Raw genomic sequence first — 22,363 nt, 5'->3', positions numbered from 1 at the left:
TAATTCAACCGGTTATGGATACCATACAAATAAAAGATAAACAGTTCTCTATCTCCATTAAGGAGGAGGACATTCTGAAAGAAGTGAAGCGTGTTGCCGATGAGATAAATCGCGACCTGAAAGATAAAAATCCATTGTTTCTTAGTGTATTGAACGGCTCGTTTATGTTTACGGCCGACCTGATGAAGCACATTGCCATTCCTTGTGAAGTGTCATTTGTGAAACTGGCTTCATATCAGGGCGTTTCTTCTACCGGAACGATTAAAGAGGTGATTGGTATCAATGAAGATATTGCCGGTCGCACGATAGTTATTGTAGAAGATATTGTAGATACCGGATTGACCATGCAGCGTCTTATCGAGACATTGGGCACTCGTCATCCTAAAGAAATTTTGATCGCTTCGCTGTTAGTTAAACCCGAAAAACTGAAGGTAAAGCTGGATATTAATTACGTAGCAATGGAAATTCCGAATGATTTCATTGTGGGCTACGGACTCGATTATGACGGATACGGACGTAATTACCCTGATATTTATACGGTAGTAGAAGAATAGGTAAGAATGTTTTTTGAAATATAAATAAGTAAAAAGAAAGATGCTGAATGTAGTTATTTTTGGTGCTCCCGGATCAGGAAAGGGAACACAAAGCGAACGTATTGTAGAAAAATTCGGGATTAACCACATTTCTACAGGTGATGTTCTTCGCGCTGAAATTAAAAACGGAACCGAATTGGGTAAAACGGCAAAAGGTTATATTGACCAAGGCCAATTGATTCCCGATGAGTTGATGATTGACATCCTGGCTAGCGTTTTCGATAGCTTTAAAGATAGCAAAGGGGTGATCTTCGACGGTTTTCCACGCACCATTGCACAAGCAGGTGCATTGAAACAAATGCTTGCCGATAGAGGACAGGCGGTTTCTGTTATGCTTGATCTGGATGTTCCCGAAGAGGAATTGATGACTCGTTTGATTAAACGCGGACAGGAATCAGGTCGTGCCGATGATAATGAAGAAACAATTAAGAAGCGTTTGCTGGTATATCATTCACAAACAGCTCCGTTAATTGACTGGTACAAGAACGAAGGTGTGTATAAACACATTCAAGGTCTTGGAACAATGGACGGAATCTTTGCAGATATTTGCAAAGCAATAGAAAATGTATAATTTTGTAGCCGGGCAACGTTTCTCGTAGAGATAGCGTGCCCGGCTATTATTATCAATAGAGGAAAAGAAGTATGGCTGAATCGAATTTTGTTGACTACGTAAAGATATATTGCCGCTCTGGTAAGGGTGGTAGGGGATCTACACACATGAGGCGCGAGAAATATGTTCCTAACGGAGGCCCCGATGGTGGCGACGGCGGTAGAGGAGGCCATGTTATCTTGCGCGGAAATCGTAATTACTGGACGTTACTGCACTTGCGCTACGATAGGCATGCTATGGCTGGCCACGGCGAGTCGGGTAGCAAAAACAAGAGTTTTGGTAAGGATGGTGAGGATAAAGTAATAGATGTTCCTTGCGGTACGGTGGTTTATAATGCAGAAACGGGGGAATATATTTGTGATGTAACGGATCACGGACAAGAGGTAATCTTGTTGAAAGGTGGTCGTGGCGGACAAGGAAACTGGCATTTCCGTACGGCTACTCGTCAGGCGCCTCGTTTTGCTCAGCCGGGTGAACCGATGCAGGAGTTAACGGTGATCATGGAGTTGAAGTTGCTGGCGGATGTGGGCTTGGTAGGTTTCCCCAATGCGGGTAAGTCGACTTTGTTGTCTACTGTGTCGGCGGCCAAACCGAAAATAGCCGATTATCCTTTTACTACGCTTGAGCCAAACTTGGGTATTGTGTCGTATCGCGACGGAAAGTCGTTTGTGATGGCTGATATTCCCGGCATTATAGAAGGTGCCAGTGAAGGAAAAGGATTGGGATTGCGTTTCCTCAGACACATTGAACGTAACTCTTTGTTGTTGTTTATGGTGCCGGCAGACAGTGACGATATTCGCAACGAATATGATATTTTGCTGAATGAACTGAAAACGTTCAACCCGGAAATGCTCGACAAACAGCGGGTGCTTGCCATCACGAAAAGTGATATGCTCGACGAGGAACTGATGGATGAAATCAGACCGACTTTGCCCGAGGGTATTCCTTCTGTCTTTATCTCTTCTATTACCGGACTGGGTATAGCGGAGCTGAAAGATATTTTATGGGAGGAGCTCAATAAGGAGAGTAACAAGATTGAAGGGATTGTACACCGTTCGAAAGATGTTTCGCGCTTGCAGCAGGAGCTACAAGATATGGGTGAAGATGAGGTTCTTGATTTTGAATACGAGGAAGAAGAGGAAGACGACGATCTTGATTACGAATACGAGGAAGAAGATTGGGAAGAAAAATGATCTCTTTAACAGAAGATAAGGCAATGTTGGGATATGAACTGTATGATTCGTATCCCAACATTGCTTGTTTTGTAACCACTCGTATGGGAGGTTTCAGTAAGGATGATGCTTACTCAACTTTTAATTGCTCACCGTTTTCGGGCGATGATGAAGTGGCTGTGCAGCGCAATCAGCTTAAACTATGCAACTCGTTGCCGCAACAACCCGAGGTGTTGATTATTCCTCATCAGGTTCATGGTACGGTGGTTCGGTGTTTGGAAGCTGATTTCATGGATTTGGATGCGAATAGTCGACAGTTGTTACTCGAAGGGGTGGATGCGCTGATTACAAATGTGGAAGGGTATTGCATTTGTGTATCGACAGCCGACTGTGTTCCTATTGTTTTGTATGATAGGAAGAATGCTGCTGTTGGGGTGGTTCATGCCGGATGGCGTGGAACGGTGGCTGGAATCTTGGCCGAGACGCTTCACCAGATGAATGTTTCTTTTGGTACGCAAGGTGAGGATGTGCTGGCATGCATCGGACCTTCCATTTCGTGCACTTCCTTTGAAGTGGGACAGGAGGTTTATGATGCGTTTTTCCGGCAAGGGTATCCGATGGAACGTATTTCTTTCTTTAATGAGCAGACGGGTAAGCATCACCTGGACTTGTGGGAGGCGAACCGCATGGCGCTGATTGATTTCGGAGTACCCGATGTACAGGTTCAGCTTGCCGGCATTTGTACGTTCGCTCGTCATGAGGAGTTCTTCTCTGCTCGGCGTTTGGGAATTCTGTCGGGCAGAATCTTATCGGGAATTATGTTGAACAAGACATTGAAATGATATGTTTGAAATCATTGTTTCAGAAGAAATAAGGGCTGTTTGCCCCCAATTTCAAGGGGTGGCGGTTTATGCGGAGGTGAAAAACTCTTCTTTTTCTCAGGGATTATGGGATGAAATTAATACTTTTACCGCTGAGCTTTTGCAGTCGTCTCAGTTGGATGATATCAAGAAACATGAGGTGATTGCTGCCACGCGTGAGGCGTATAAAAGATGTGGCAAGGATCCTGGACGTTATCGTCCGTCGGCTGAGGCTTTGCGCAGGCGCTTGTTACGTAATATTCCTTTGTATCAGATTGATACGTTAGTGGATCTCATCAATTTGGTCTCTTTACGCACGGGATATTCCATTGGAGGCTTTGATGCTGATAAAATTCAAGGTAATCGGCTGGTACTTGGAATAGGGAAGACCGATGAACCGTTTGAAGGAATAGGGCGGGGGATACTCAACATTGACGGGTTGCCTGTTTACCGAGATGCTTCAGGGGGAATCGGTACGCCTACCAGTGATCACGAACGTACAAAGATGGATTTGGAAACCACGCATATTCTGGCGTTGGTCAATGGATACAATGGCCGTGGGGAGTTGGAGCAGGCTGCCGCAATGATTCAGCATTTGCTTATAAATTATGCTGAATCTAACAGTGGAGGCGTTTATTATTATTGAATCGTTTAAATTTTAATGTATGAAACAGACCTTTGTTCTTACCTTGTTATTAGTTGCTTCTGTTTTCTTGAAGGCTCAGGAAGCGTGTCCGGAGTTTAGTTCCATGGAGATTAATCACATTCGGGTAGCAACTCCCGGTTTGTTTGCCAGTTCGGGTAAGTTAATACTTAATATAGATTCTTTGGTACAAATGGCCAATTTCGCTTTCCCATTGCCTGGTGCTAAAATTATTTCTAATTATGGATCAAGAGGCGGACACAGTGGTGTCGATATAAAAACTTGTCCGAATGATACCATTTATTCAGCATTCAACGGCATTGTTCGCATGTCGAAACCTTATAGTGCTTACGGAAAGGTTATAGTGGTTCGTCATCCCGGTGGTTTGGAGACTGTTTACAGCCACAATTCAGTGAATTTTGTGAAAAGTGGTGATGTGGTGAAAGCCGGTCAGCCCATTGCACTTACCGGACGGACTGGCAGGGCTACCACCGCACATCTTCATTTTGAAACCCGCATCAATGGGCAGCACTTTAATCCGAACTTAATTTTCAATATAAATGAAGGCACACTTCGAAAAGCATGCCTTCAATGTATTAAGAAAGGTAATAAAGTCCGTGTGAAATCGTTGTAATTACTCGACAAACTTAATGCAGACCGGCTTACTGAGTTTGATGTCTTTGCGGGTATCTGTAAGCAGACCTGTATTTATGTCGCGCTCGTATATCTGAATGACGTTGCTATCTCTGCAGGCTACCAACAAAAATCTTCCATTGGGGGTGATTATGAAGTTACGCGGATGTATGCCGGTGTGTTGATATCCTTTTTGGGTCAGTGTGCCATCTTTGCCATTGATGCTGAAAATGGCTATTCCGTCTTCTTTTAAGCGATTGCTAGCGTATAGGAATTTTCCGTCCGGACTAATGTGTATATCTGCGCTTCCTTGGGCTCTTACACTATCGGCCTCAATGTTTTGTATTACTTTTAATTGTCCGTCTGTATACTGAAAGGCGGTGACTTTCCCCGATAACTCGTTAATTACGTATGCGTACATACCATTGGGAGCAAAGGTGAGGTGTCTCGGTCCCGACCCTGGTTCTAATTGAAATGAAAGAGGTTGCCCCGTAGTCAGCAAAGGCTGTTTATTGCGGTGGTTGGCTTGAAGGTTGACATTAAATTTATGTATTTTGTCGGTGCCAAGATCACAGGCGAACAGGTATTTCTTGTCGGGTGTGAATTGTACGCAATGCAGATGGGGCACTTTCTGGCGAACAGGGTCGGGTCCGGAGCCGTTGAATCTCATAACTTCCGAAGATTTGTCAAGTGTACCGTCTTCTTTAATAGGGAAAACGGATATGCTGCCGCCGCTATAGTTGGCCGTTACTGCATATTGGCCATTGGTGATAATGTAACAAGGGTCGGCTCCCATAGCGGGTTGCTCATTTAATTTAGTGAGCTTTCCCTTTTCTTTATCGAGCGCGAACGCTGTGACTGCAGCCGTCGTGTCGTTGTGCTCACTCACAGCATACACAAACTTTCCATCTGCGGAGGGGGTTAAATAAGAAGGATCCGAAACAGGTGTTTCACTCATTAGTTGTGCATTTCCTGTTTTCGCATCTAAGCGATAGGTATATATGCCTTTGCTCTCTCCGGAAGTGTATGTACCCACTAACATGGTTAGTGTGTCATTGGTTGCTTCGTTCATTGATTTGGCTTCCTTACGCGACTGGCAGCTTGTTGCCAGGATGCCAATTGTACAAATACTTACGATCTCTTTCACCATTGTTTGTCTTTTAAATGTTTCAACGATACTACAAAAATACAATAATCTTTTAATTTTTGTTTTTTAGAACATAAAAAACGAATAATTGACCCTTTTTGTGTTTGTATTAATCAGATAATACATATATTTGCAACGCTAAAGTGGTTTACCACTCCTTTAAAGGGGTTGACTGGATTTGACAGCGGGCAGAAATGGTATGTAAGCATGCAGTGCGTCGGTAATTTGCACTTAAATATCAGTTATCAAAATTTTATCTGGCGAAAATAATTACGCTCTTGCTGCTTAATCGAATTATAGTAGATTAGCTTAATCTGGATACTAGGTATCCGGACGGGACATCACTCAGAAGCTGTGGCTTCGAAGTATTCTGGTTCAGTGGTGCAGTCATATCGGAGATAGCTTTAAGTGGCTTCGCATTTAAAGTGAAAATAAAGAAGATAAGGTTTGTGTTGATGGCTTTGGTTCTGCACAGACACGAAAATTTAGGCAAAGATAAGCATGTAGAAAGCTTATGATTTCCTCGTTTGGACGAGGGTTCGATTCCCTCCAGCTCCACTTAGCCAATCTGACAATTTAGTCGTTCCCTACAAATTTAACCTGATTTGTAGGGAGCGGTTAAAGAAGCAATCCACTAAATTTTAATGAATTTAAATCATATAACAAGTTGTTGCTTTTTCAGTATGAATGAGTAATTTACTATGAAGACATTTTTTTAATTAAATACAATGGAAGAATCTGCTATTGAAGAGATTGGCGAAGGAATGTTGCCTTATGAAAGGGATCTATTTCTTTTTTTGAACAGACATCACTCTGAGTTCTGGGATAATTTCATGATGTTGTATTCGGGTAAGTTGTTATGGGTTCCGCTTTGTCTGGTTTTTCTTGGTTTAGCTTTCTATAAGGTTAAGTGGCAAAATGCATTGCTGTTTATTGCTTGTTTTATATTGTTAGCTTGTCTTTGTGATCAAATTTCAGCCAATGTCATTAAGCCTTTGTTTTCAAGGTTACGCCCCACGCATCATCCGGATTTTATGGCTCAGGTGCTTACTGTAGATAACTATCGAGGAGGCAGGTTTGGTTTTGTCTCTTCTCATGCTGCCAATGGTTTTGGAGCTGTCGTATTTCTGTCTTTGGTTTATCGATGTTTGATATTTACTTCTGTCATGTCTCTGTGGGGGCTCATAACGTGTTACTCACGAATTTATTTGGGTGTTCATTTTGTGACTGATGTTCTTGGTGGAATTTTGTTGGGCGCCATGATCGGTTTTTTGGTATTCCTATTATTTCGCTATTTACAAAAAAAATGCTTCAAGAAGTCGTTTTCAGAATGTCTTCATGGCGGCTGTTGTTTAAAAGTTAGGTCTCGCATTATTATGCTTACAGTGGGCATTACGGTTCTTGTTAATTCTACAATTTCTCTTGTAGAAATACTAACCAATTAATTGAAGAAGTTTCTTAATCCTAGTTTCGTTTTGATATAAATGAAAAGGGGAGGGTGTTTATTCGCCCTCCCCTTTTCTCTATTGTTATTTATATACTTTCTTGGAATTTACGACTTCTATATGAAGTCTTACTTTGTGTTAGGCTACGGCTCTATTTGCCATAAGCTTTTGTAACTTACCATTTAATAACTGGCACATAATGCCGTTTCCCATTGCTTGGTATCTTTTAATACGGTACTGTAACATCATAATTTCATTTGCATTCTTTTTCATAATCTTCATCTTTTGTGCTCACCACCTTTTGGAGAGCTATTATTATTCTTTTCTATTATTTCGATGCAAAGATAAAGCTTATTTCTTATTTGTATGTTTTATAACATATAAATAATGCTAAAAGTATTCGATTTTATTTTGTATGGGTCTTTTCCTTTGAATTTATGAATCAAAAAAGGTTCGGCAACACTGCCGAACCTTTTCATTTATCTTTTGATTGATTGCTTATTTAGCAAAGCTTACTGCACGAGTTTCACGTATCACGGTGATTTTTACTTGGCCTGGATAAGTCATTTCATCCTGAATCTTCTTAGCTATTTCAGTAGAAAGATTTTCTGTTTCCCTATCGTCAATCTTATCAGCACCTACAATTACGCGTAATTCTCTACCTGCTTGAATAGCGTACGTCTTGGTAACGCCCGGATATGACATGGCTAATTGCTCAAGATCGTTGAGGCGTTTAATATAAGCTTCCACAATTTCTCGTCTTGCTCCTGGACGTGCACCGGAAATTGCGTCGCAAACTTGCACGATAGGTGCTAATAAGCTTGTCATTTCAACTTCATCGTGGTGTGCCCCGATAGCATTGCAGATATCAGGCTTTTCTTTGAACTTCTCAGCTAGTTTCATACCTAATAATGCATGTGGTAATTCTGGTTCTTCATCGGGCACCTTACCTATATCGTGTAACAATCCGGCTCTTTTTGCCTTCTTTGGATTAAGACCGAGTTCCGATGCCATTACTGCACATAAATTAGCTGTTTCACGAGCATGTTGCAACAAATTTTGTCCGTATGAAGACCTATACTTCATCTTACCAATGATACGGATTAATTCAGGATGTAAACCATGAATTCCCAAGTCAATTGTGGTACGTTTACCTGTTTCAATGATTTCTTCTTCAATCTGTTTTTTAACTTTTGCAACGACTTCTTCAATACGAGCCGGGTGAATACGTCCGTCTGTTACTAGTTGATGAAGTGCAAGACGCGCTATTTCACGACGTACAGGATCGAATGCAGATAATACAATCGCTTCGGGGGTATCATCAACCACAATTTCAACTCCGGTTGCAGCTTCAAGAGCTCGTATGTTTCTACCTTCACGGCCGATGATACGTCCTTTGATTTCATCAGACTCAATATGGAATACTGTAACTGAGTTCTCAATTGCCGTTTCAGTTGCTACGCGTTGTATTGATTGAATAACAATGCGCTTAGCCTCTTTATTAGCGGTTAATTTAGCATCGTCCATAATATCATTAATGAAAGATTGGGCTTCTGTTTTAGCTTCTTCTTTCAATGATTCAATTAATCGGTCCTTTGCTTCATCAGCAGAAAGTCCTGATAATGCCTCAAGTTTTTCAATTTCTTGATGTTGCAACTTATCTAGTTCCTCTTTTTTCTTCTCAATGATTACAAGCTGAGCCTCGAGATTCTCTTTTACTACTTCGGATTCTGCTTTTTTACGTTGAATTTCATCTTGCCTTTGGGCAATAACCATTTCTCTTTGTTTCAGTTTGTTTTCAGCTTGCTGAATTTTTTGGTTTCTGATAGAGACTTCTTTCTCCAAGTCTGCTTTTTTGTTTAGGAATTTTTCCTTCACTTCAAGCAGCTTGTTCTTCTTTATAACCTCAGCTTCCGTTTCGGCTTCTTTGAGAATACTGTCATACTTCGATTTGAGTACATATCGAAACATTACATACGACAATGTTCCACCAAGAAGGAGGCATACAATGGATGCTACTATTGTTACTGTCATTTCAATTAATTTAATATGTGTATAAAATAAAAACGCACTTACTAAAACACATGCAACACCTTAATTGTCCATGTATTCTAGTAGTGCGTGTATCTTCTAATAATTAATAAATCTCTAAATATATCTGAACTCTATTCTTTCCTGAAATACTCTTCCAGCAAGTCTGTGAGTTCATCTATTTTTTTGCTATACGGTTCAGTGTCATTACGTTGCTTTAATTTTTGATTCTCTAAAGAAAATTCATACGCTACCATAGCGATAATTTTTTCGAGTTCCAAATTTTTATAATGGCTCCGATACGTATTAAGTCTCATATTTACCTGTTTTGCTGCCTCTCGAACTAATTCTTCCTCTTCCATATTTATTTGTAGAGGATAATTGGCATCAGCAATTTGCAGATTTATTTTTATCTTATCGTTCATACACCATTCTTTATTTGTTTTATTCATTTAATAAAGCGATGCATTTATCGACTTCACGCACTAATTTCGACAATCGCAGCTTTGTCTCTTTTACATCGCTGCCGTTAAGGCTGATTGTCCTCGCTGTTTTTAGGTTAGTGTAGTTGGCTTCTAAAATTAAATAAGAAGCCTTTACCTTTGCTATTTCTTCTTTCTGTTCTTCCAATAGTTGCCTTAAACCGGCATTTTCTTGTTTTAGCTCATCATGAAGATAAATCAAATGCCTTAATCGGGCTTCAAAGGTTGATAATAACTTTTTTTCTTCTTCTGTCATTCCACACTAAAATTGTACACAAAAATACAATTTACTCTCAGATTACAAAAACTTTTCATAAGAAATTAATTCAAAAGTCTTAAAAAACTTATTTAATACTAATAAAACAGTCTTTATTATCTTTAAAAATGATAGAAAGAAAAAATAATTTCAAATAATTTGGTTTATAAAATAAACTAGTTACATTTGCAGAAGATTCGAATCTTACTATTTTTTATAGGTATTTGTACTTTATAAAAAATAAATCTCTAAAAAGAATATGAACCAGAACCGTATTTCTTAGTACGGAAGATGAAAACGAAAAATTAATTATGGAACTAACAGATGAAAAAACAAAAATGAAGAATCAATGCAAATTAAATATAATAATGAGCATTGTGAAGTATTTGGTCGTAAATGCATTTTTGGTGTTTGTCAATTTGATGACAACGCCTAATTATTTATGGGTACTGTGGGTAATTGCCGGTTGGGGGATCGGTTTAATATTAACTATTGTGACAAACTATCTGGAATTTAAGTATAACAACAAATAAAATGGATGAGCTTATTTTAAAATTGAGTGTGTGTTGGATTGTATCATTTGTTGCTATAGTTTATATATGTTGTGATTACACACGTAATTATTAGAAAATATGGAAGATAAAGTTTTAACTGAGAAAGAAAGTTTAGATCTTATTTCTCAAATGATTCGTAATACACGAAGTCGTTTAGAAGATAATAGTGGTATTCCTTTTCTCATTTGGGGATATACTACTGTAATTGTTGCTGTAATTGTGTGGTCTTTAGTAACAACGTCCGGCAATTATTTATGGCATTGGCTTTGGTTCGCTATACCGGTGTTTGGAGGAACATTATGGTTATTGCACAATAAGAAACAACTAAATAATAGATCGCGAGTTATCACGTTTGTCGATAGAGCAATCAGTCATGTGTGGATGGTGTTTGGAATTGCTTCTTTTATGATTTCGATCATATCATTTTTGACTTACATCCCCATTTTATTTATTGTATTACTTACCATGGGTATGGCTACGGCAATTACAGGATTGATAATTCGTTTTAAGCCTATTATTTTTTCCGGCTTTATCGGTATTCTCTTTTCGCCGCTTTGCGTAATAGTTCGCGATACATCTTCTATTTTAATTTTTGCTGCTATTTTTGTGTTGATGATGGTTATACCTGGTCACATGCTAAATTATACAGCTAAAAGAAGGTAGGAAAGGAGGACTTGATGTTTAAAGAATTAAACCCTTTGCTTCATTCTGAATTACGTTTAGCTGTTATTTCTTTGTTAATGACAGTCGAAGAAGCAGACTTTGTGTATCTTCGCCAGCAAACTGGTGCTACCGCTGGTAATTTAAGCATTCAGATCGATAAATTGAATAATGCTGGATATGTTGACGTTACCAAGACATTCAAAGGAAAAATGCCACGCACCGTCTGTAAAATCACACCTGTAGGTGTAGATGCTTTTGAAGAGTATGTAGAAGCTTTGAAAACATATATATTAAGATAACCATATGCTTAAGATTTTAATAACTTGTGCCGTCAGAGAAGAATTCTTTGAAATAAAATGGCCCGATACAGAGGTGTATTATGTACTCACCGGAATTGGTAAAGCTAAAGCGGCTTACCGTGTTGCAGAAGCAATAAATCATGTTCAACCTGATTTGGTTGTCAATGCAGGTACTGCCGGTACCATAGTTCATCAGGTAGGCGATATCTTTGTTTGCAGAACATTTGTAGACAGAGATATGGCTAAGTTGAAAGATTTCGGATTGGAAAGTGAAATATCGACTACATCATTATTGTCAGATAAAGGGCTTTGTAAAGAATGGGGTCGAGAGGGCGTATGTAATACCGGAGATAGTTTTCTTACAGAAGAATCAACTATTCAGGGTGATGTTGTTGATATGGAAGCTTATGCTCAAGCATTTGTGTGTCGTGATAAAGAGGTGCCTTTTATTGCAGTAAAATACGTAACTGATATTGTTGGTAAGAACTCGGTTGCTCATTGGGAGGATAAATTGAAAGATGCGCGGACGGCTTTAAGTCATTTTTTTAGTGTTTTATATGATAAAATATGATAAGTAACACCAATGGCAATGGCTATAAGCAAAAATTTAATCCAGATGATTGGAACAAGGTAGGCTACGCAATAAAGCATGCTGCCCCACATCAATGTGATGGATATTATCTTGGCACGGAGTGGAATCGCTTTTTTCTCTCTAAAATTGCGAATATAAGGTCCTAAGTGTTTTTGGCCTAGTAGCCAGTCATATAGTTTTGGTGAAGACTTGAAATACAGGGCAGCTGAAAGTAACAGAAAAGGCGTGGTAGGAAGTAGGGGTAGAAATATACCCACAATACCTAATATAAGTGAAATGGTGCCTATGATTACAAGTAATATTCTCATCAGATTGACCATATTAAGATTTGCTTTATAAAATAAAACTGTGGCTACATTTTGTGGCCACAGTTTTATTTTATGCACGGGAGGAGAGGCTCGAACTCCCGACACCCGGTTTTGGAGACCGGTGCTCTACCAACTGAGCTACTCCCGTGTTTGCGGTGCAAAGGTAGTAGAATATCCCGAATTAGCAAGAGTTGTAAGGGAATACTTTTTTATTTTCTAACCTATAAATTTGCTTGGTGCTGATAATCAGCTCTCTACCCTATTTTTTTATCTGACTGAAAAAAGCTACATCATCTGCAAGTCTTGAAACATGATGCGATAGGATGCAACTTTTCTCTCTAAAGGGAGTGGATACGCTCTTGAAGAAGAAGGCATACGGTAAAGTCTCAATGCGCGATTGTTAAATACAAATTCTGAAAAATCCCCCAACTTGGGTTCTTGTATGTCGAACTGTTTGAGTAAAGTTTCCGTTGCTTTTTGCCCAGTAGTAACAATAGCTTTGCATTGAGGCAAGAGATTGAGTAATCTTCTGATATCTGTTTGTTCAACCACTTCTAAAAACTTGTCGGAGGCATTGTCTTGTAAACGTTTTATGGAAGATGCCGTATCATACAATGCTATACCCTTTTCATTAAGAAACTTAATAATACTTTCTCTATCAAATGTTTTTAAAGGTTCTTTTAGAAAATGACTCTTATTATCATAATATAATAGCCCCATAATACGCCACATATCGTTATTCCAATTCGGATAATAAAAATCCATTGACCATCTTTTTTGTTGAGGAGGAAAGCTACCCAGCATCAATAGGCTAGCTTGAGGGGGCAGAAATGGCTTTAACGGATGTATTTCTATTGGTATTTCGTCTAATATATTGGGCATAATTTATTAGTTAATGGATTTAATTTCTCTTCAAAAATAAGAATCAAAAACATACTATTTGCTCTATGTTTGCTTGCTTCTTAATTAAATTAACTATTTTTGCACCTTTAATTATCCGAATTACATAAGTTTATGAAACGATTAGCAACAATTTTCTTCTTAGCGCTTGCTCTGAGCATTTTTGGTTTACGTGCGCAAAACATTCAGTTACACTATGATTTTGGTCGTGCGTTGTATGACAAGAACATGGATGTTCGTCCATTGTTAACTAGTACTGTAGAAAAATTCCAGCCAGACGATTGGGGAAGTACTTTCTTCTTTGTCGATATGGACTATAACTCTAAAGGCGTTGAGCAGGCATATTGGGAAATAGCCCGCGAATTAAAATTTTGGGACGGTCCTTTATCTCTTCATTTAGAATACAATGGCGGTCTGGCAAAAACATATTCTATTAATAATGCTTATATGCTTGGTGGGACTTATACATATAACGATGCATCTTTTAGCAAAGGATTTTCATTGACTGCAATGTATAAATACATTCAGAAGAATGATTCACCTAATAATTTTCAATTAACTGGTACTTGGTATATGAATATGAATGATAACCTCTTTACGTTCTGCGGTTTTGCTGACCTTTGGAGAGAAGAGACCTGGTTTAATTCAAAACTCACATTTCTTACCGAACCTCAATTTTGGGTTAACTTGAATAAAATAGATGGAGTAAATGATAAATTCAATCTTAGTGTGGGCACTGAAGTAGAAGTGAGTAATAATTTCTATAAAGGTAGAGCCTATGTGATTCCTACTCTTGCTTTGAAATGGACTTTAAATTAATCTGCCTGAATGAAAACAGATTTAATCTATGGGGTTGAAGATCGCCCACCATTTAAAGATGCAATATTTGCTGCATTACAGCATCTACTTGCTATTTTTGTGGCTATTATTACCCCTCCGCTTATCATTGCAGGAGCCTTAAAACTTGATGTTGAAAAAACAAGTTTTTTGGTATCCATGTCACTCTTTGTTTCAGGAATCTCTACATTTATACAGTGTAAACGCTTCGGCCCAGTCGGGGCTCGTTTATTGTGTATTCAAGGAACCAGTTTTTCATTTATCGGTCCCATTATAACAACGGGTCTGATGGGTGGATTACCACTTATATTTGGTGTATGTATGGCTGCTGCTCCCGTTGAAATGGTTATCAGTCGTACTTTTCGCTATATGCGCAATATTATCACTCCTTTGGTTTCTGGAATCGTAGTTCTTTTGATTGGCTTAAGTCTGATTAAAGTTGGAGTTGTATCATGTGGGGGCGGATATGGAGCTATGGATAATGGAACCTTTGGTTCGTGGGAAAATCTTTCAATAGCAGGTTTGGTTTTACTAAGCGTTTTATTTTTTAATCGCAGTAAAAACAAATATCTCCGTATGAGTTCCATTGTGTTGGGAATTTGTTTGGGATATGGATTGGCTTTTGCTTTGGGTAAAGTCGATATGTCATCTTTGGATTTAAATCTACTTACGAGTTTTAATATCCCGATGCCTTTTAAATATGGACTTGATTTTAATATATCCTCATTTATTGCTATCGGTTTAGTCTATTTGATTACGGCTATTGAAGCTACCGGAGATGTGACCGCGAATTCTATGATTTCCGGATTAGACATTGAGGGAGAAGGATATGTGAAAAGAGTTTCAGGAGGTGTATTAGCTGATGGATTTAATTCTTTTTTGGCAGGAGTTTTCAATTCTTTTCCAAATTCAATCTTTGCTCAGAATAATGGAATCATACAACTTACTGGAGTGGCAAGCCGCTTTGTAGGATATTACATTGCTGCCATGCTTGTACTGCTGGGTCTTTTCCCTATTGTAGGTGCAGTGTTTTCCTTAATGCCCGATCCTGTATTGGGTGGAGCTACTTTACTCATGTTCGGAACTGTAGCAGCGGCTGGTGTTCGCATTGTTTCTTCTCAGCAAATTGGTCGTAAAGAAACGCTTGTACTGGCTGTCAGCTTGTCACTCGGCTTAGGGGTCGAACTTATTCCTGATATTTTAATAAATGCTCCTGATGCGATTAAGGGTATTTTCTCTTCCGGTATCACTACAGGTGGACTAACAGCTATTGTAGCCAATGCAGTGATACGCGTTAAAGAAGAAGGTGATATTTAATTCTTTATCTCCAGATTACTAATTCTACTAGTTATACTGTACAAAGGCGACGGATACTCGTATATTTTAAAGCGAGGTTCCGTCGTTCCTTTTGTATAATACCATAACGTTGCATATTCTTCAATGTTTTCACCCATTGTGTCCAGTTGCCTCAAATAGGCAGCCAGCGATTTATTCTCAACAATGAATACATTGCCCATTTGGTTGATGATGGGACTATGCTTACGCGAACCATCATGATCAAATAACATGATTCTTTTTCCCTCGGTAGTAATACCAACTGTTTGGAAGGTCATGCTTTTACCGATGGCAGGTAAATTAAGAACATTTCGATCTGTTGATAGAAAAGGCAAATTGTACTTTTTCAGGAATGTGGCGATAAGATTCTCCTTTTCATGATTTTCTTTGAGCAACTTATCTAATTCAGTTTTTTGACAGTCGTTTAATTCTCCCCATATTTTCTCTTCTGTTTGCTCTTGTATAGATCGACTGATAGGTGCAAACACGGCATAGTTTTCATTAAATCCTTTTACAGAAAAAGTATAATAGCAGAGAACTCCCGCTTTATTGAGTACCTCACGCAGTCGTGCGGTATGTCCTCTTCTTGACGCTGCCACGTTATAGACCAGTTGATTCGTTATTAGCCATCCGGCAGAAAGTATTTTTTTTATGGAATCAAGAGCTTCGGGGGTTACTTCCAGTGGGGTTTGAAAATGCGTTTGAATGATAAACTGTTTTATGCCTATCATACTTCCTCTTTGTTTCACATCCTTCAAAATATCAATCAGTTCTTTATCAACCCTCATCGGGAGATAAGCCAATAAGCGACTTCCTAAGCGAATACGAGTTAGTTCTGCGTATTTTTCACCATCAGGTCTTTGCAAATTAGCTTTCTGTTTGTTTTTAGCCATCTGCAGTACAGCTTCCAAAATATGTTTTAACGTTTTATTTTGGCTCATTAAGGCATCTCCTCCTGTGATGAGAATGTCACGTAATTGCGTATCTTCTTCAAAATAAGCCATCAAGCGTTTTAGTTTTTTGTTCCATGATTCTTTCGGCTTCAATGATTCTAACTCAAAGTTAAGCCTTTCACTTTGGAAATCGTACATGCGTTGACAAGAAGCACACAAGCCACCACAGGCCCTCCCCATACTGTCGGGAATTAAAATGGCGACTTCTGGATATCTGCGGTGGATGTTATGTCCCTCAGGAAGCAACCAACCCGCTGCGTTGGGTTTTCCAGATACCACCAAATCTTCTTTTTCCCAAGCTTTGATGTTGCCATACGTGTCAACCAGTTCTGGTGAATAAAGAATATAGCTTCTGATGGCTTCGTCGTCATACCCTTGCTGTGTTGTATTTAGTAGTGATAGATAATATGGAGTAGCAAAAAAAGGCATTTTCTTTTTATGTGCCCGCACAAGCAGTTGCATGGTTTTATCAGAAAAAGAATTGCCTAGTAAGGTATTTAGCTCTGTAGGGCTCTTTGCAGCCATAGCCAGATGGAAACGATAATCATTCCACCAATATCTTACCTTTTCAAGCTTGCCTTCTTCAGATAGATTTTCTTCAAAGGTGTAACGTGAATGAACCGTTTTTTTTTGCTCAATTTTTTTGCTTAAGATTCTAATCATACGTTCTTTATTTTGAACTCTGATAGCTACTGTCTCTTTATCGATACCCGTATTCCAACGCCCCATTTGCCTTTTTATCTTGCTTATTGATGTTGATTTGCTGTCGGCCCAATCATTTTCGTAGAACAAGAAGAATAAGTCGATAAATAAATCAGTGCTTGCTTCTGTCTTATCAAGTGGGTTTTTGAGGTAGTTCCAAAGAAGTGTCAAGGTTTGAATATGCATATCTTCGCCGGTAGAAAGTTCGTTGATGTTTTTCCCATCGTATTCAATCAGCATTCGAATATGCTCACTTCTTCTAGCATTCCATTCATTATGCAAGCCAACGTATTCATTTAATTTCTGTTTGAATTCGTTTTCATCGCAGGAGCTTTCGGCCATAGAAACTATGTCGGGCAGCCTTTGTTTATACATGATTTTTAGTTCGGAAAGAGTAAGTGAAAGCATTTTCTTTTGTTTCATGCGCGTCGTTGTTTATAAGTTCTTAATTGAGATATTTGCATAAATATAACAAAAAAAAGCGGAAGATCAATTCTTCCGCTTTCAAACTCGTGCGTTTATTAAGAAAAAAAAAGTTTTTTTGTTCCCTTTTCTAATCAATACAAACAGTTTTATTTCAATTATTTAGCGATGTCTCCTTTTTGTTTGGGTTCCTTTTTGGCTAATAAAACAATATTGTACACATATTCTGTCATCCATTGTTCTGAGTACCCTAAGCGTTCTTTATACTGCCTTACGGCAGTCGCTGTTTTATGCACATCGTCAGCCTTCCACACTTTCTTGGTACATACTTCGTGAACGGTTTTCTCTGTCATTCCTTTCAAAATCTTTTTGAATAATAAAGGTATGCGGAATTTCCATTGCATAAGGTTTCCCATCAGCATCATCAAGTCATTTGAAAATCCTTGGTACATAAACAGATACGCTTGTATGTCATTAGGTGTTTTACAACTCTTTCTGACCGATGCATCAATTTCTTTGAAGAAGTTTTCACTTAATCCATAATCCTGCATCAACATTTTGCGTGCACGTGATTTTTCGGCTAATCCCAATTTTCCATTTTGCGTCTGCACTTTAAACATACGTTTAAATTGTGCAACATCGGGAATGAAATTGATATTGGTGATTCCAAGATTTACAGCAATGACCGATTGAAAATAAACGCGGGTGAGTGAAACGAAATCTTCCACATTGCCAACGTTGCTGTTACCGTCTCCGGTGTCCTTTTTTAATAATTTAGATAACAAGCTCATTATTTATAAGAGTTATATTATTGATTCTTACTATTTTTATATATGATCATGAAAGTGCAAATGTACAAATAAAAAGAATGATCATTTCAGTTTGAAACAGAATTTATGATTTTCAAATACAGTTTCGGTTATATCAAACCGAATAGATTTGGCTGGTAAGAGCCCAACTGCACTTCTTGATATTTGGGCCAGTTATGAATGCCTCTAATCGGTTTTTCAGATGCAAAAGTATAGAAAAAAAACGATTTGAGTATGCTGTGAGCCCTTTTAAGGCTTTTTTATTAAAAAAAAGATTCTCAACTATGTTGTTATTTGCGGAAAGAATGTAATTTTGCCGACCAAATATTAACGAAACATTATAAAAAGGATTATGAAAGAACTAGTAGAAAAGGTAAATCAGTTGGTAGCTGAGTTCCTAAAAGACGCTGAAGCACAAATTGAGAACGGAAACAAAGCTGCAGGTACACGTGCTCGTAAAGCTTCTTTAGAGATTGAAAAATCAATGAAAGAATTCAGAAAAGCATCTTTAGAAGCTTCTAAGAAATAAATTTCATCTTTTCAAAAAACAGTTAGACCACTCTGGTGAAGAGTGGTCTTTTTTTGTTATAACAATATAATGCCTAATTGATTTTTGACTGATAATTACTATCTTTGGCTCTACGATTTTAAGTGCTTAAAGTGCTGATTATGAATGCAGATGTGCTCGAAAAATTAAAGATATTGGCTGAGTCGGCCAAGTACGACGTATCTTGTTCGTCTAGTGGAAGTGTTCGCTCCAATCAGAAGGGCGGATTGGGGAATACTGTAGGCGGATGGGGCATTTGCCATAGCTTTGCGGAAGATGGTCGATGCATATCTCTGCTTAAAATCATGCTTACCAATCATTGCATTTATGATTGCGCTTATTGCATTAACCGCCGCAGCAATGATTTGCGACGAGCAACATTCTCCGTTACTGAATTGGTAGAGCTTACAATGGAATTCTATCGTAGGAATTACATTGAAGGGCTTTTTTTGAGTTCCGGAGTGGTTCGTAACCCTGATTATACAATGGAGCGACTGGTGCGCGTTGCTAAAGATTTGCGACAAGTGCATCGTTTTAACGGATACATACACCTTAAAAGTATTCCGGGAGCAAGTAGGGAGTTGGTGAATGAAGCCGGATTATACGCGGATCGATTAAGCGTAAATATTGAAATCCCGAATGAAGAGAGCTTAAAACACCTGGCACCCGAAAAAGACTTTAAGAGTGTATTTCAACCGATGAAATATATTCAGCAGGGAGTACTTGAGAGCAGTGAAGAGAGAAAGAAATATCGCTATGCACCGCGTTTTGCTCCTGCCGGACAAAGTACGCAGATGATTGTAGGGGCCACTCCTGAAACAGACAAAGACATACTGCGCCTTTCTTCCGTGCTTTATCAACGTCCAACAATGAAGCGCGTTTATTATTCGGGCTATGTTTCGGTGAATACTTACGATAAACGTCTACCAGCGTTGAAACAACCTCCTTTGGTTCGGGAGAACAGGTTGTATCAGGCCGATTGGCTACTCCGTTTCTACCAATTTAAAGTGGATGAGATTGTCAATGATGCCTATCCTGATCTTGACTTAGAGGTCGATCCTAAGTTGTCGTGGGCATTGCGGCATCCCGAACAATTTCCAGTCGATGTGAACAAAGCTGATTACGAATTGCTGTTGCGGGTTCCCGGTATCGGAGTGAAATCGGCTAAGCTCATTATTACTTCTCGCCGTTACGGAAAGTTGGGCAGTTATCAGTTGAAGAAAATAGGGATTGTGATGAAGAAAGCACAGTATTTTATTACCTGCAACGAGTTAACGGTTCGTACAGTCAATGAAATGACGCCTCAGACTGTTCGAAAACTACTTGTGCCGTCGGGTAAGAAAAATCTGGATGACAGGCAATTGTTACTTAACTTTGTTGACGAATGATTGTCTTTCGGTATGATAAAACATTTGAAGGTTTACTCACGGTGGTGTTTGATGCATATTACCGTCGTACTTTCCCCGATGTATTGCTTGCCGAAGGTGAACCTTTACCGCTTTTCGTTGATGATAGTTTTACTGTTATTGCTGACGAAGAGAAGTCGACCCGTGTTTGGGCCGGTCTGCAGAAAAAACTATCAACTTCAGCTCTTTCATGCATAACCACCTGTTGGCTGTCTGAGCTTCCACACATTGATATGCTTTTGTTTCGTTATATTCGTAAGGCAATTGATTCTCGTCAGTCTATCGAAGTCAACTTTGCCGATCCCGATGTGCTTGAATTAGCACAGATATGGAAAAAAGTATGTGCAGAAAGAAGGCGTATGCTTCAGTTTGTTCGCTTTCAAAAAGCGGCAGACGGCACTTTCTTTGCTGCTTTTGAGCCTATGTATAACGTTCTGGCACTTGCTATTCCTCACTTTAAAGACCGGTTTTCCGATCAAAAGTGGATTATATATGATTTGAAACGCAGTTACGGTTATTATTACGACCTGAATACCGTAGAAGAAATAACATTAGAAACCGAAGCCGCCCATTTGGTGAGTGGAATGCTTGATGAAACCCAAATGGCAGAAGACGAGAAACTGTTTCAGGAAATGTGGAAAACCTATTTCAAGTCTATTGCCATTAAAGAGCGTATCAATCCTAAGTTGCACAAGCAAAACATGCCTGTACGCTATTGGAAACATTTAACCGAAAAACAACTTTGACCTACTTGACTCCGAGTAGTTCCACCTCAAAGATAAGTGTTGAATACGCTTTGATATTATCGCATGCTCTTGTTCCATACCCCAATTCATACGGAATATAGATGATCCACCGTGACCCCAGAGGCATTGCCGTGAGCGCATGTTGCCAGCCCGTAATAACATCTTTCACGCGAAACACTTCCGGTTTCTTGCGAGCAAATGAATTGTCGAACTCGGTGCCATCAATCATGGTCCCTTTATAATGTACTTTCACCGTGCTTTTGATGGAAGGAACCGGTCCATTTCCTTTTAAAATGACTTTGTATTGAATACCCGAAGGAAGTTCGTTAATTCCCTCATTCTGAAGATTTTCTTCTAGAAACCGAATGTTGGCTTCTTTATACGCCTGATGTTTTAAGCTCATCTTTTTATTTTTAGTAGTACTCTCAATACGCTTTCTTTAATGGTTTTGTTCAAAAAGTAAGCGGTTCTTTTTGATAGATTCTAAATTTTGTTGACTCCAACCAATCAGGTTGCGTATATGTGGTAACAGTTCTTGTCCCAATTGAGTCAGCGCATATTCTACTCGGGGAGGTATTTCATTATACATTTTCCTTGATAGAATACCATCTGCTTCCAATGACCTCAACGTAGATGTTAGCATTTTCTGAGAGATATCTCCCAATGTTTTATTTATCTCATTAAAACGCATACTTTCCGTATTGCCCAAAATATCTATAATCAATATAGACCATTTACTGCCCACACTGTTTAAAACAGAGCGAACCGGGCAGGCTGATTCTGTTCTTCTTTTCATTGTCATCCTTTTGTTGGTGTATTAATAAACTACACATCTCTGTCTTGCAACGCATGCAAAACAGAGACATGGTATCACTTAGCAACGTGCTGCTTATTTCGTCACGAAATCAATATACTTTTCTACATCCGCTGCAAGTCGTTCGCTTGCATCCGGAGTATATGCACCGTGGAATACATGGTGTGAAATGTATTCGGCTCCAACAAACTTGGCGGTCGATTCCAGCGGTTTCAAAATTTGTGCTACAGTTCCGTATACCTCTTCGACGTATGCTTCCGCAACGCCCGCTGTAGACAAAGCAATGCCAATCTGTTTGCCGGCAAGTTTATTGCCTCCTTCGCCATAACACCAACCTTGCAAAAATACATCGTCGAGCCATTTCTTTAATAAAGGAGTAACGCTGTACCATTGAACCGGAAACTCCAGAATGATGCGATCGTATTGTTCCAGCAAAGCTTGCTCGGCTTGTACGTCAAATTTCCAGTCGGGATATTTGGTATACAGGTTATGTAACTTCACTTCCGGATGCTTTTGTACTAATGCACTGGTCCATGTTTTGTTAACACCAGATTGTTCAATATGCGGGTGAGCTAAAACTACTATTGTTTTCATAAATTCAAT

28 protein-coding genes, 1 tRNA gene and 1 other RNA gene are annotated in these 22,363 nt (G+C 39.0%); 17 read left to right on the top strand and 13 right to left on the bottom strand.

What is annotated here, in order from left to right; all coding sequences use genetic code 11:
- Positions 1-14 precede the first annotated feature (14 nt).
- The 6 genes from hpt (at position 15) to ACKPCE_RS00540 (ending at position 4,512) form a co-directional block, all read left to right on the top strand.
- Positions 15-554, top strand: a complete 540-nt coding sequence (hpt, locus tag ACKPCE_RS00565; protein WP_024996887.1) for a hypoxanthine phosphoribosyltransferase — start codon at positions 15-17, stop codon at positions 552-554.
- A 40-nt stretch (positions 555-594) separates the two neighbouring features.
- A complete protein-coding gene (locus ACKPCE_RS00560) occupies positions 595-1,164 on the top strand; it encodes an adenylate kinase (RefSeq protein ID WP_024996886.1) in 570 nt (189 codons plus the stop codon).
- 71 nt (positions 1,165-1,235) lie between these two features.
- Positions 1,236-2,396: a GTPase ObgE gene (obgE, locus tag ACKPCE_RS00555; RefSeq protein WP_319503808.1), complete on the top strand. Its 1,161-nt coding sequence runs from the start codon at positions 1,236-1,238 to the stop codon at positions 2,394-2,396.
- Positions 2,393-3,217, top strand: coding sequence for a peptidoglycan editing factor PgeF (gene pgeF / locus ACKPCE_RS00550; RefSeq protein WP_319503807.1), 825 nt, complete (start codon positions 2,393-2,395; stop codon positions 3,215-3,217). Before obgE ends, pgeF begins: the two co-directional genes overlap by 4 nt.
- 1 nt (position 3,218) lies before the next feature.
- A complete protein-coding gene (locus tag ACKPCE_RS00545; protein WP_319503806.1) occupies positions 3,219-3,881 on the top strand; it encodes a B3/B4 domain-containing protein in 663 nt (220 codons plus the stop codon).
- A 19-nt stretch (positions 3,882-3,900) separates the two neighbouring features.
- A complete protein-coding gene (locus ACKPCE_RS00540) occupies positions 3,901-4,512 on the top strand; it encodes a M23 family metallopeptidase (RefSeq protein WP_319503805.1) in 612 nt (203 codons plus the stop codon).
- Here the strand turns inward: ACKPCE_RS00540 and ACKPCE_RS00535 are convergent, their stop codons facing one another.
- Positions 4,513-5,661: a lactonase family protein gene (locus ACKPCE_RS00535; RefSeq protein WP_319503804.1), complete on the bottom strand. Its 1,149-nt coding sequence runs from the start codon at positions 5,659-5,661 to the stop codon at positions 4,513-4,515. It abuts the gene before it with no gap.
- A 161-nt stretch (positions 5,662-5,822) separates the two neighbouring features.
- Between ACKPCE_RS00535 and ssrA the strand changes: the two genes are divergently transcribed.
- Together ssrA and ACKPCE_RS00525 are read left to right on the top strand one after the other, a co-directional pair.
- Positions 5,823-6,219, top strand: a transfer-messenger RNA (tmRNA) gene (ssrA, locus tag ACKPCE_RS00530).
- A 167-nt stretch (positions 6,220-6,386) separates the two neighbouring features.
- Positions 6,387-7,103, top strand: a complete 717-nt coding sequence (locus ACKPCE_RS00525) for a phosphatase PAP2 family protein (protein WP_319503803.1) — start codon at positions 6,387-6,389, stop codon at positions 7,101-7,103.
- Between the two features lie 138 nt (positions 7,104-7,241).
- On the opposite strand, the gene ACKPCE_RS00520 is transcribed toward ACKPCE_RS00525, so the two are convergent.
- The 4 genes from ACKPCE_RS00520 to ACKPCE_RS00505 all read right to left on the bottom strand — a co-directional run bounded on the left by ACKPCE_RS00520 (position 7,242) and on the right by ACKPCE_RS00505 (position 9,872).
- Positions 7,242-7,376, bottom strand: coding sequence for a hypothetical protein (locus tag ACKPCE_RS00520; RefSeq protein ID WP_262482319.1), 135 nt, complete (start codon positions 7,374-7,376; stop codon positions 7,242-7,244).
- 225 nt (positions 7,377-7,601) lie between these two features.
- Entirely contained in the window at positions 7,602-9,137 is a 1,536-nt protein-coding gene (gene rny / locus ACKPCE_RS00515) for a ribonuclease Y (protein WP_276964922.1), read from the bottom strand.
- Between the two features lie 131 nt (positions 9,138-9,268).
- Positions 9,269-9,559: a cell division protein ZapA gene (locus tag ACKPCE_RS00510; RefSeq protein ID WP_024996880.1), complete on the bottom strand. Its 291-nt coding sequence runs from the start codon at positions 9,557-9,559 to the stop codon at positions 9,269-9,271.
- Between the two features lie 19 nt (positions 9,560-9,578).
- Positions 9,579-9,872 (bottom strand): coiled-coil domain-containing protein, encoded by a 294-nt coding sequence (locus tag ACKPCE_RS00505; RefSeq protein ID WP_024996879.1) that lies wholly within the window; start codon positions 9,870-9,872, stop codon positions 9,579-9,581.
- A gap of 311 nt (positions 9,873-10,183) precedes the next feature.
- Between ACKPCE_RS00505 and ACKPCE_RS00500 the strand changes: the two genes are divergently transcribed.
- The 4 genes from ACKPCE_RS00500 (at position 10,184) to ACKPCE_RS00485 (ending at position 11,959) form a co-directional block, all read left to right on the top strand.
- Positions 10,184-10,405, top strand: a complete 222-nt coding sequence (locus ACKPCE_RS00500) for a 2TM domain-containing protein (protein ID WP_319503802.1) — start codon at positions 10,184-10,186, stop codon at positions 10,403-10,405.
- A gap of 99 nt (positions 10,406-10,504) precedes the next feature.
- Entirely contained in the window at positions 10,505-11,089 is a 585-nt protein-coding gene (locus tag ACKPCE_RS00495) for a hypothetical protein (RefSeq protein ID WP_276993416.1), read from the top strand.
- A 14-nt stretch (positions 11,090-11,103) separates the two neighbouring features.
- On the top strand, positions 11,104-11,388 hold the full coding sequence (locus tag ACKPCE_RS00490; protein ID WP_319503801.1) for a winged helix-turn-helix domain-containing protein: 285 nt from the start codon (positions 11,104-11,106) through the stop codon (positions 11,386-11,388).
- 4 nt (positions 11,389-11,392) lie between these two features.
- The gene (locus ACKPCE_RS00485; protein ID WP_319503800.1) at positions 11,393-11,959 is read left to right on the top strand and encodes a phosphorylase family protein; all 567 of its coding nucleotides are present in this window, start codon (positions 11,393-11,395) and stop codon (positions 11,957-11,959) included.
- On the opposite strand, the gene ACKPCE_RS00480 is transcribed toward ACKPCE_RS00485, so the two are convergent.
- From ACKPCE_RS00480 to ACKPCE_RS00470, 3 genes are all read right to left on the bottom strand, one after another.
- Positions 11,926-12,288, bottom strand: coding sequence for a YbaN family protein (locus ACKPCE_RS00480; RefSeq protein WP_319503799.1), 363 nt, complete (start codon positions 12,286-12,288; stop codon positions 11,926-11,928). The two genes, ACKPCE_RS00485 and ACKPCE_RS00480, sit on opposite strands and share 34 nt — an antisense overlap.
- A 75-nt stretch (positions 12,289-12,363) precedes the next feature.
- A tRNA-Trp gene (locus ACKPCE_RS00475) sits at positions 12,364-12,436 on the bottom strand.
- Positions 12,437-12,573: 137 nt separating this feature from the next.
- Positions 12,574-13,170 (bottom strand): uracil-DNA glycosylase family protein, encoded by a 597-nt coding sequence (locus ACKPCE_RS00470; protein WP_319503798.1) that lies wholly within the window; start codon positions 13,168-13,170, stop codon positions 12,574-12,576.
- A 132-nt stretch (positions 13,171-13,302) separates the two neighbouring features.
- On the opposite strand from ACKPCE_RS00470, the gene ACKPCE_RS00465 reads away from it, so the two are divergent.
- Positions 13,303-14,007 (top strand): nucleoside-specific channel-forming Tsx family protein, encoded by a 705-nt coding sequence (locus tag ACKPCE_RS00465; RefSeq protein ID WP_319503797.1) that lies wholly within the window; start codon positions 13,303-13,305, stop codon positions 14,005-14,007.
- Positions 14,008-14,016: 9 nt separating this feature from the next.
- On the top strand, positions 14,017-15,342 hold the full coding sequence (locus ACKPCE_RS00460) for a nucleobase:cation symporter-2 family protein (RefSeq protein ID WP_319503796.1): 1,326 nt from the start codon (positions 14,017-14,019) through the stop codon (positions 15,340-15,342).
- Here the strand turns inward: ACKPCE_RS00460 and ACKPCE_RS00455 are convergent.
- Positions 15,339-17,438: a KamA family radical SAM protein gene (locus tag ACKPCE_RS00455; protein WP_319503795.1), complete on the bottom strand. Its 2,100-nt coding sequence runs from the start codon at positions 17,436-17,438 to the stop codon at positions 15,339-15,341. The two genes, ACKPCE_RS00460 and ACKPCE_RS00455, sit on opposite strands and share 4 nt — an antisense overlap.
- Before the next feature lie 158 nt (positions 17,439-17,596).
- A complete protein-coding gene (locus ACKPCE_RS00450) occupies positions 17,597-18,229 on the bottom strand; it encodes a DUF8491 family protein (RefSeq protein ID WP_276964945.1) in 633 nt (210 codons plus the stop codon).
- Positions 18,230-18,599: 370 nt separating this feature from the next.
- On the opposite strand from ACKPCE_RS00450, the gene ACKPCE_RS00445 reads away from it, so the two are divergent.
- The 3 genes from ACKPCE_RS00445 to ACKPCE_RS00435 all read left to right on the top strand — a co-directional run bounded on the left by ACKPCE_RS00445 (position 18,600) and on the right by ACKPCE_RS00435 (position 20,946).
- Positions 18,600-18,776 (top strand): BF3379 family histone-like protein, encoded by a 177-nt coding sequence (locus ACKPCE_RS00445; RefSeq protein WP_024996868.1) that lies wholly within the window; start codon positions 18,600-18,602, stop codon positions 18,774-18,776.
- A gap of 140 nt (positions 18,777-18,916) precedes the next feature.
- Complete coding sequence (locus tag ACKPCE_RS00440) at positions 18,917-20,182, top strand: putative DNA modification/repair radical SAM protein (RefSeq protein ID WP_319503794.1); 1,266 nt, start codon at positions 18,917-18,919, stop codon at positions 20,180-20,182.
- On the top strand, positions 20,179-20,946 hold the full coding sequence (locus ACKPCE_RS00435) for a TIGR03915 family putative DNA repair protein (RefSeq protein ID WP_276993402.1): 768 nt from the start codon (positions 20,179-20,181) through the stop codon (positions 20,944-20,946). The genes ACKPCE_RS00440 and ACKPCE_RS00435 overlap by 4 nt, the downstream gene beginning before the upstream one ends.
- Before the next feature lies 1 nt (position 20,947).
- Here the strand turns inward: ACKPCE_RS00435 and ACKPCE_RS00430 are convergent, their stop codons facing one another.
- The 3 genes from ACKPCE_RS00430 to ACKPCE_RS00420 form a co-directional block, all read right to left on the bottom strand.
- Positions 20,948-21,349 carry a BamJ family beta-barrel-assembly machinery protein gene (locus ACKPCE_RS00430; RefSeq protein ID WP_319503793.1) on the bottom strand — a complete coding sequence of 134 codons (402 nt, stop codon included), beginning with the start codon at positions 21,347-21,349 and terminating at the stop codon, positions 20,948-20,950.
- A gap of 36 nt (positions 21,350-21,385) precedes the next feature.
- Positions 21,386-21,742, bottom strand: coding sequence for a winged helix-turn-helix transcriptional regulator (locus tag ACKPCE_RS00425; RefSeq protein ID WP_024996864.1), 357 nt, complete (start codon positions 21,740-21,742; stop codon positions 21,386-21,388).
- Between the two features lie 93 nt (positions 21,743-21,835).
- Positions 21,836-22,354, bottom strand: coding sequence for an NAD(P)H-dependent oxidoreductase (locus ACKPCE_RS00420; RefSeq protein ID WP_319503792.1), 519 nt, complete (start codon positions 22,352-22,354; stop codon positions 21,836-21,838).
- Between the last annotated feature and the right edge of the window lie 9 nt (positions 22,355-22,363).

This window comes from Bacteroides graminisolvens (genome assembly GCF_963666085.1).
GTDB classification, from domain to species: domain Bacteria; phylum Bacteroidota; class Bacteroidia; order Bacteroidales; family Bacteroidaceae; genus Bacteroides; species Bacteroides graminisolvens.
The sequence above is the reverse complement of the archived record's forward strand: the minus strand, read 5'-3'. Positions and strand labels throughout refer to the sequence as shown.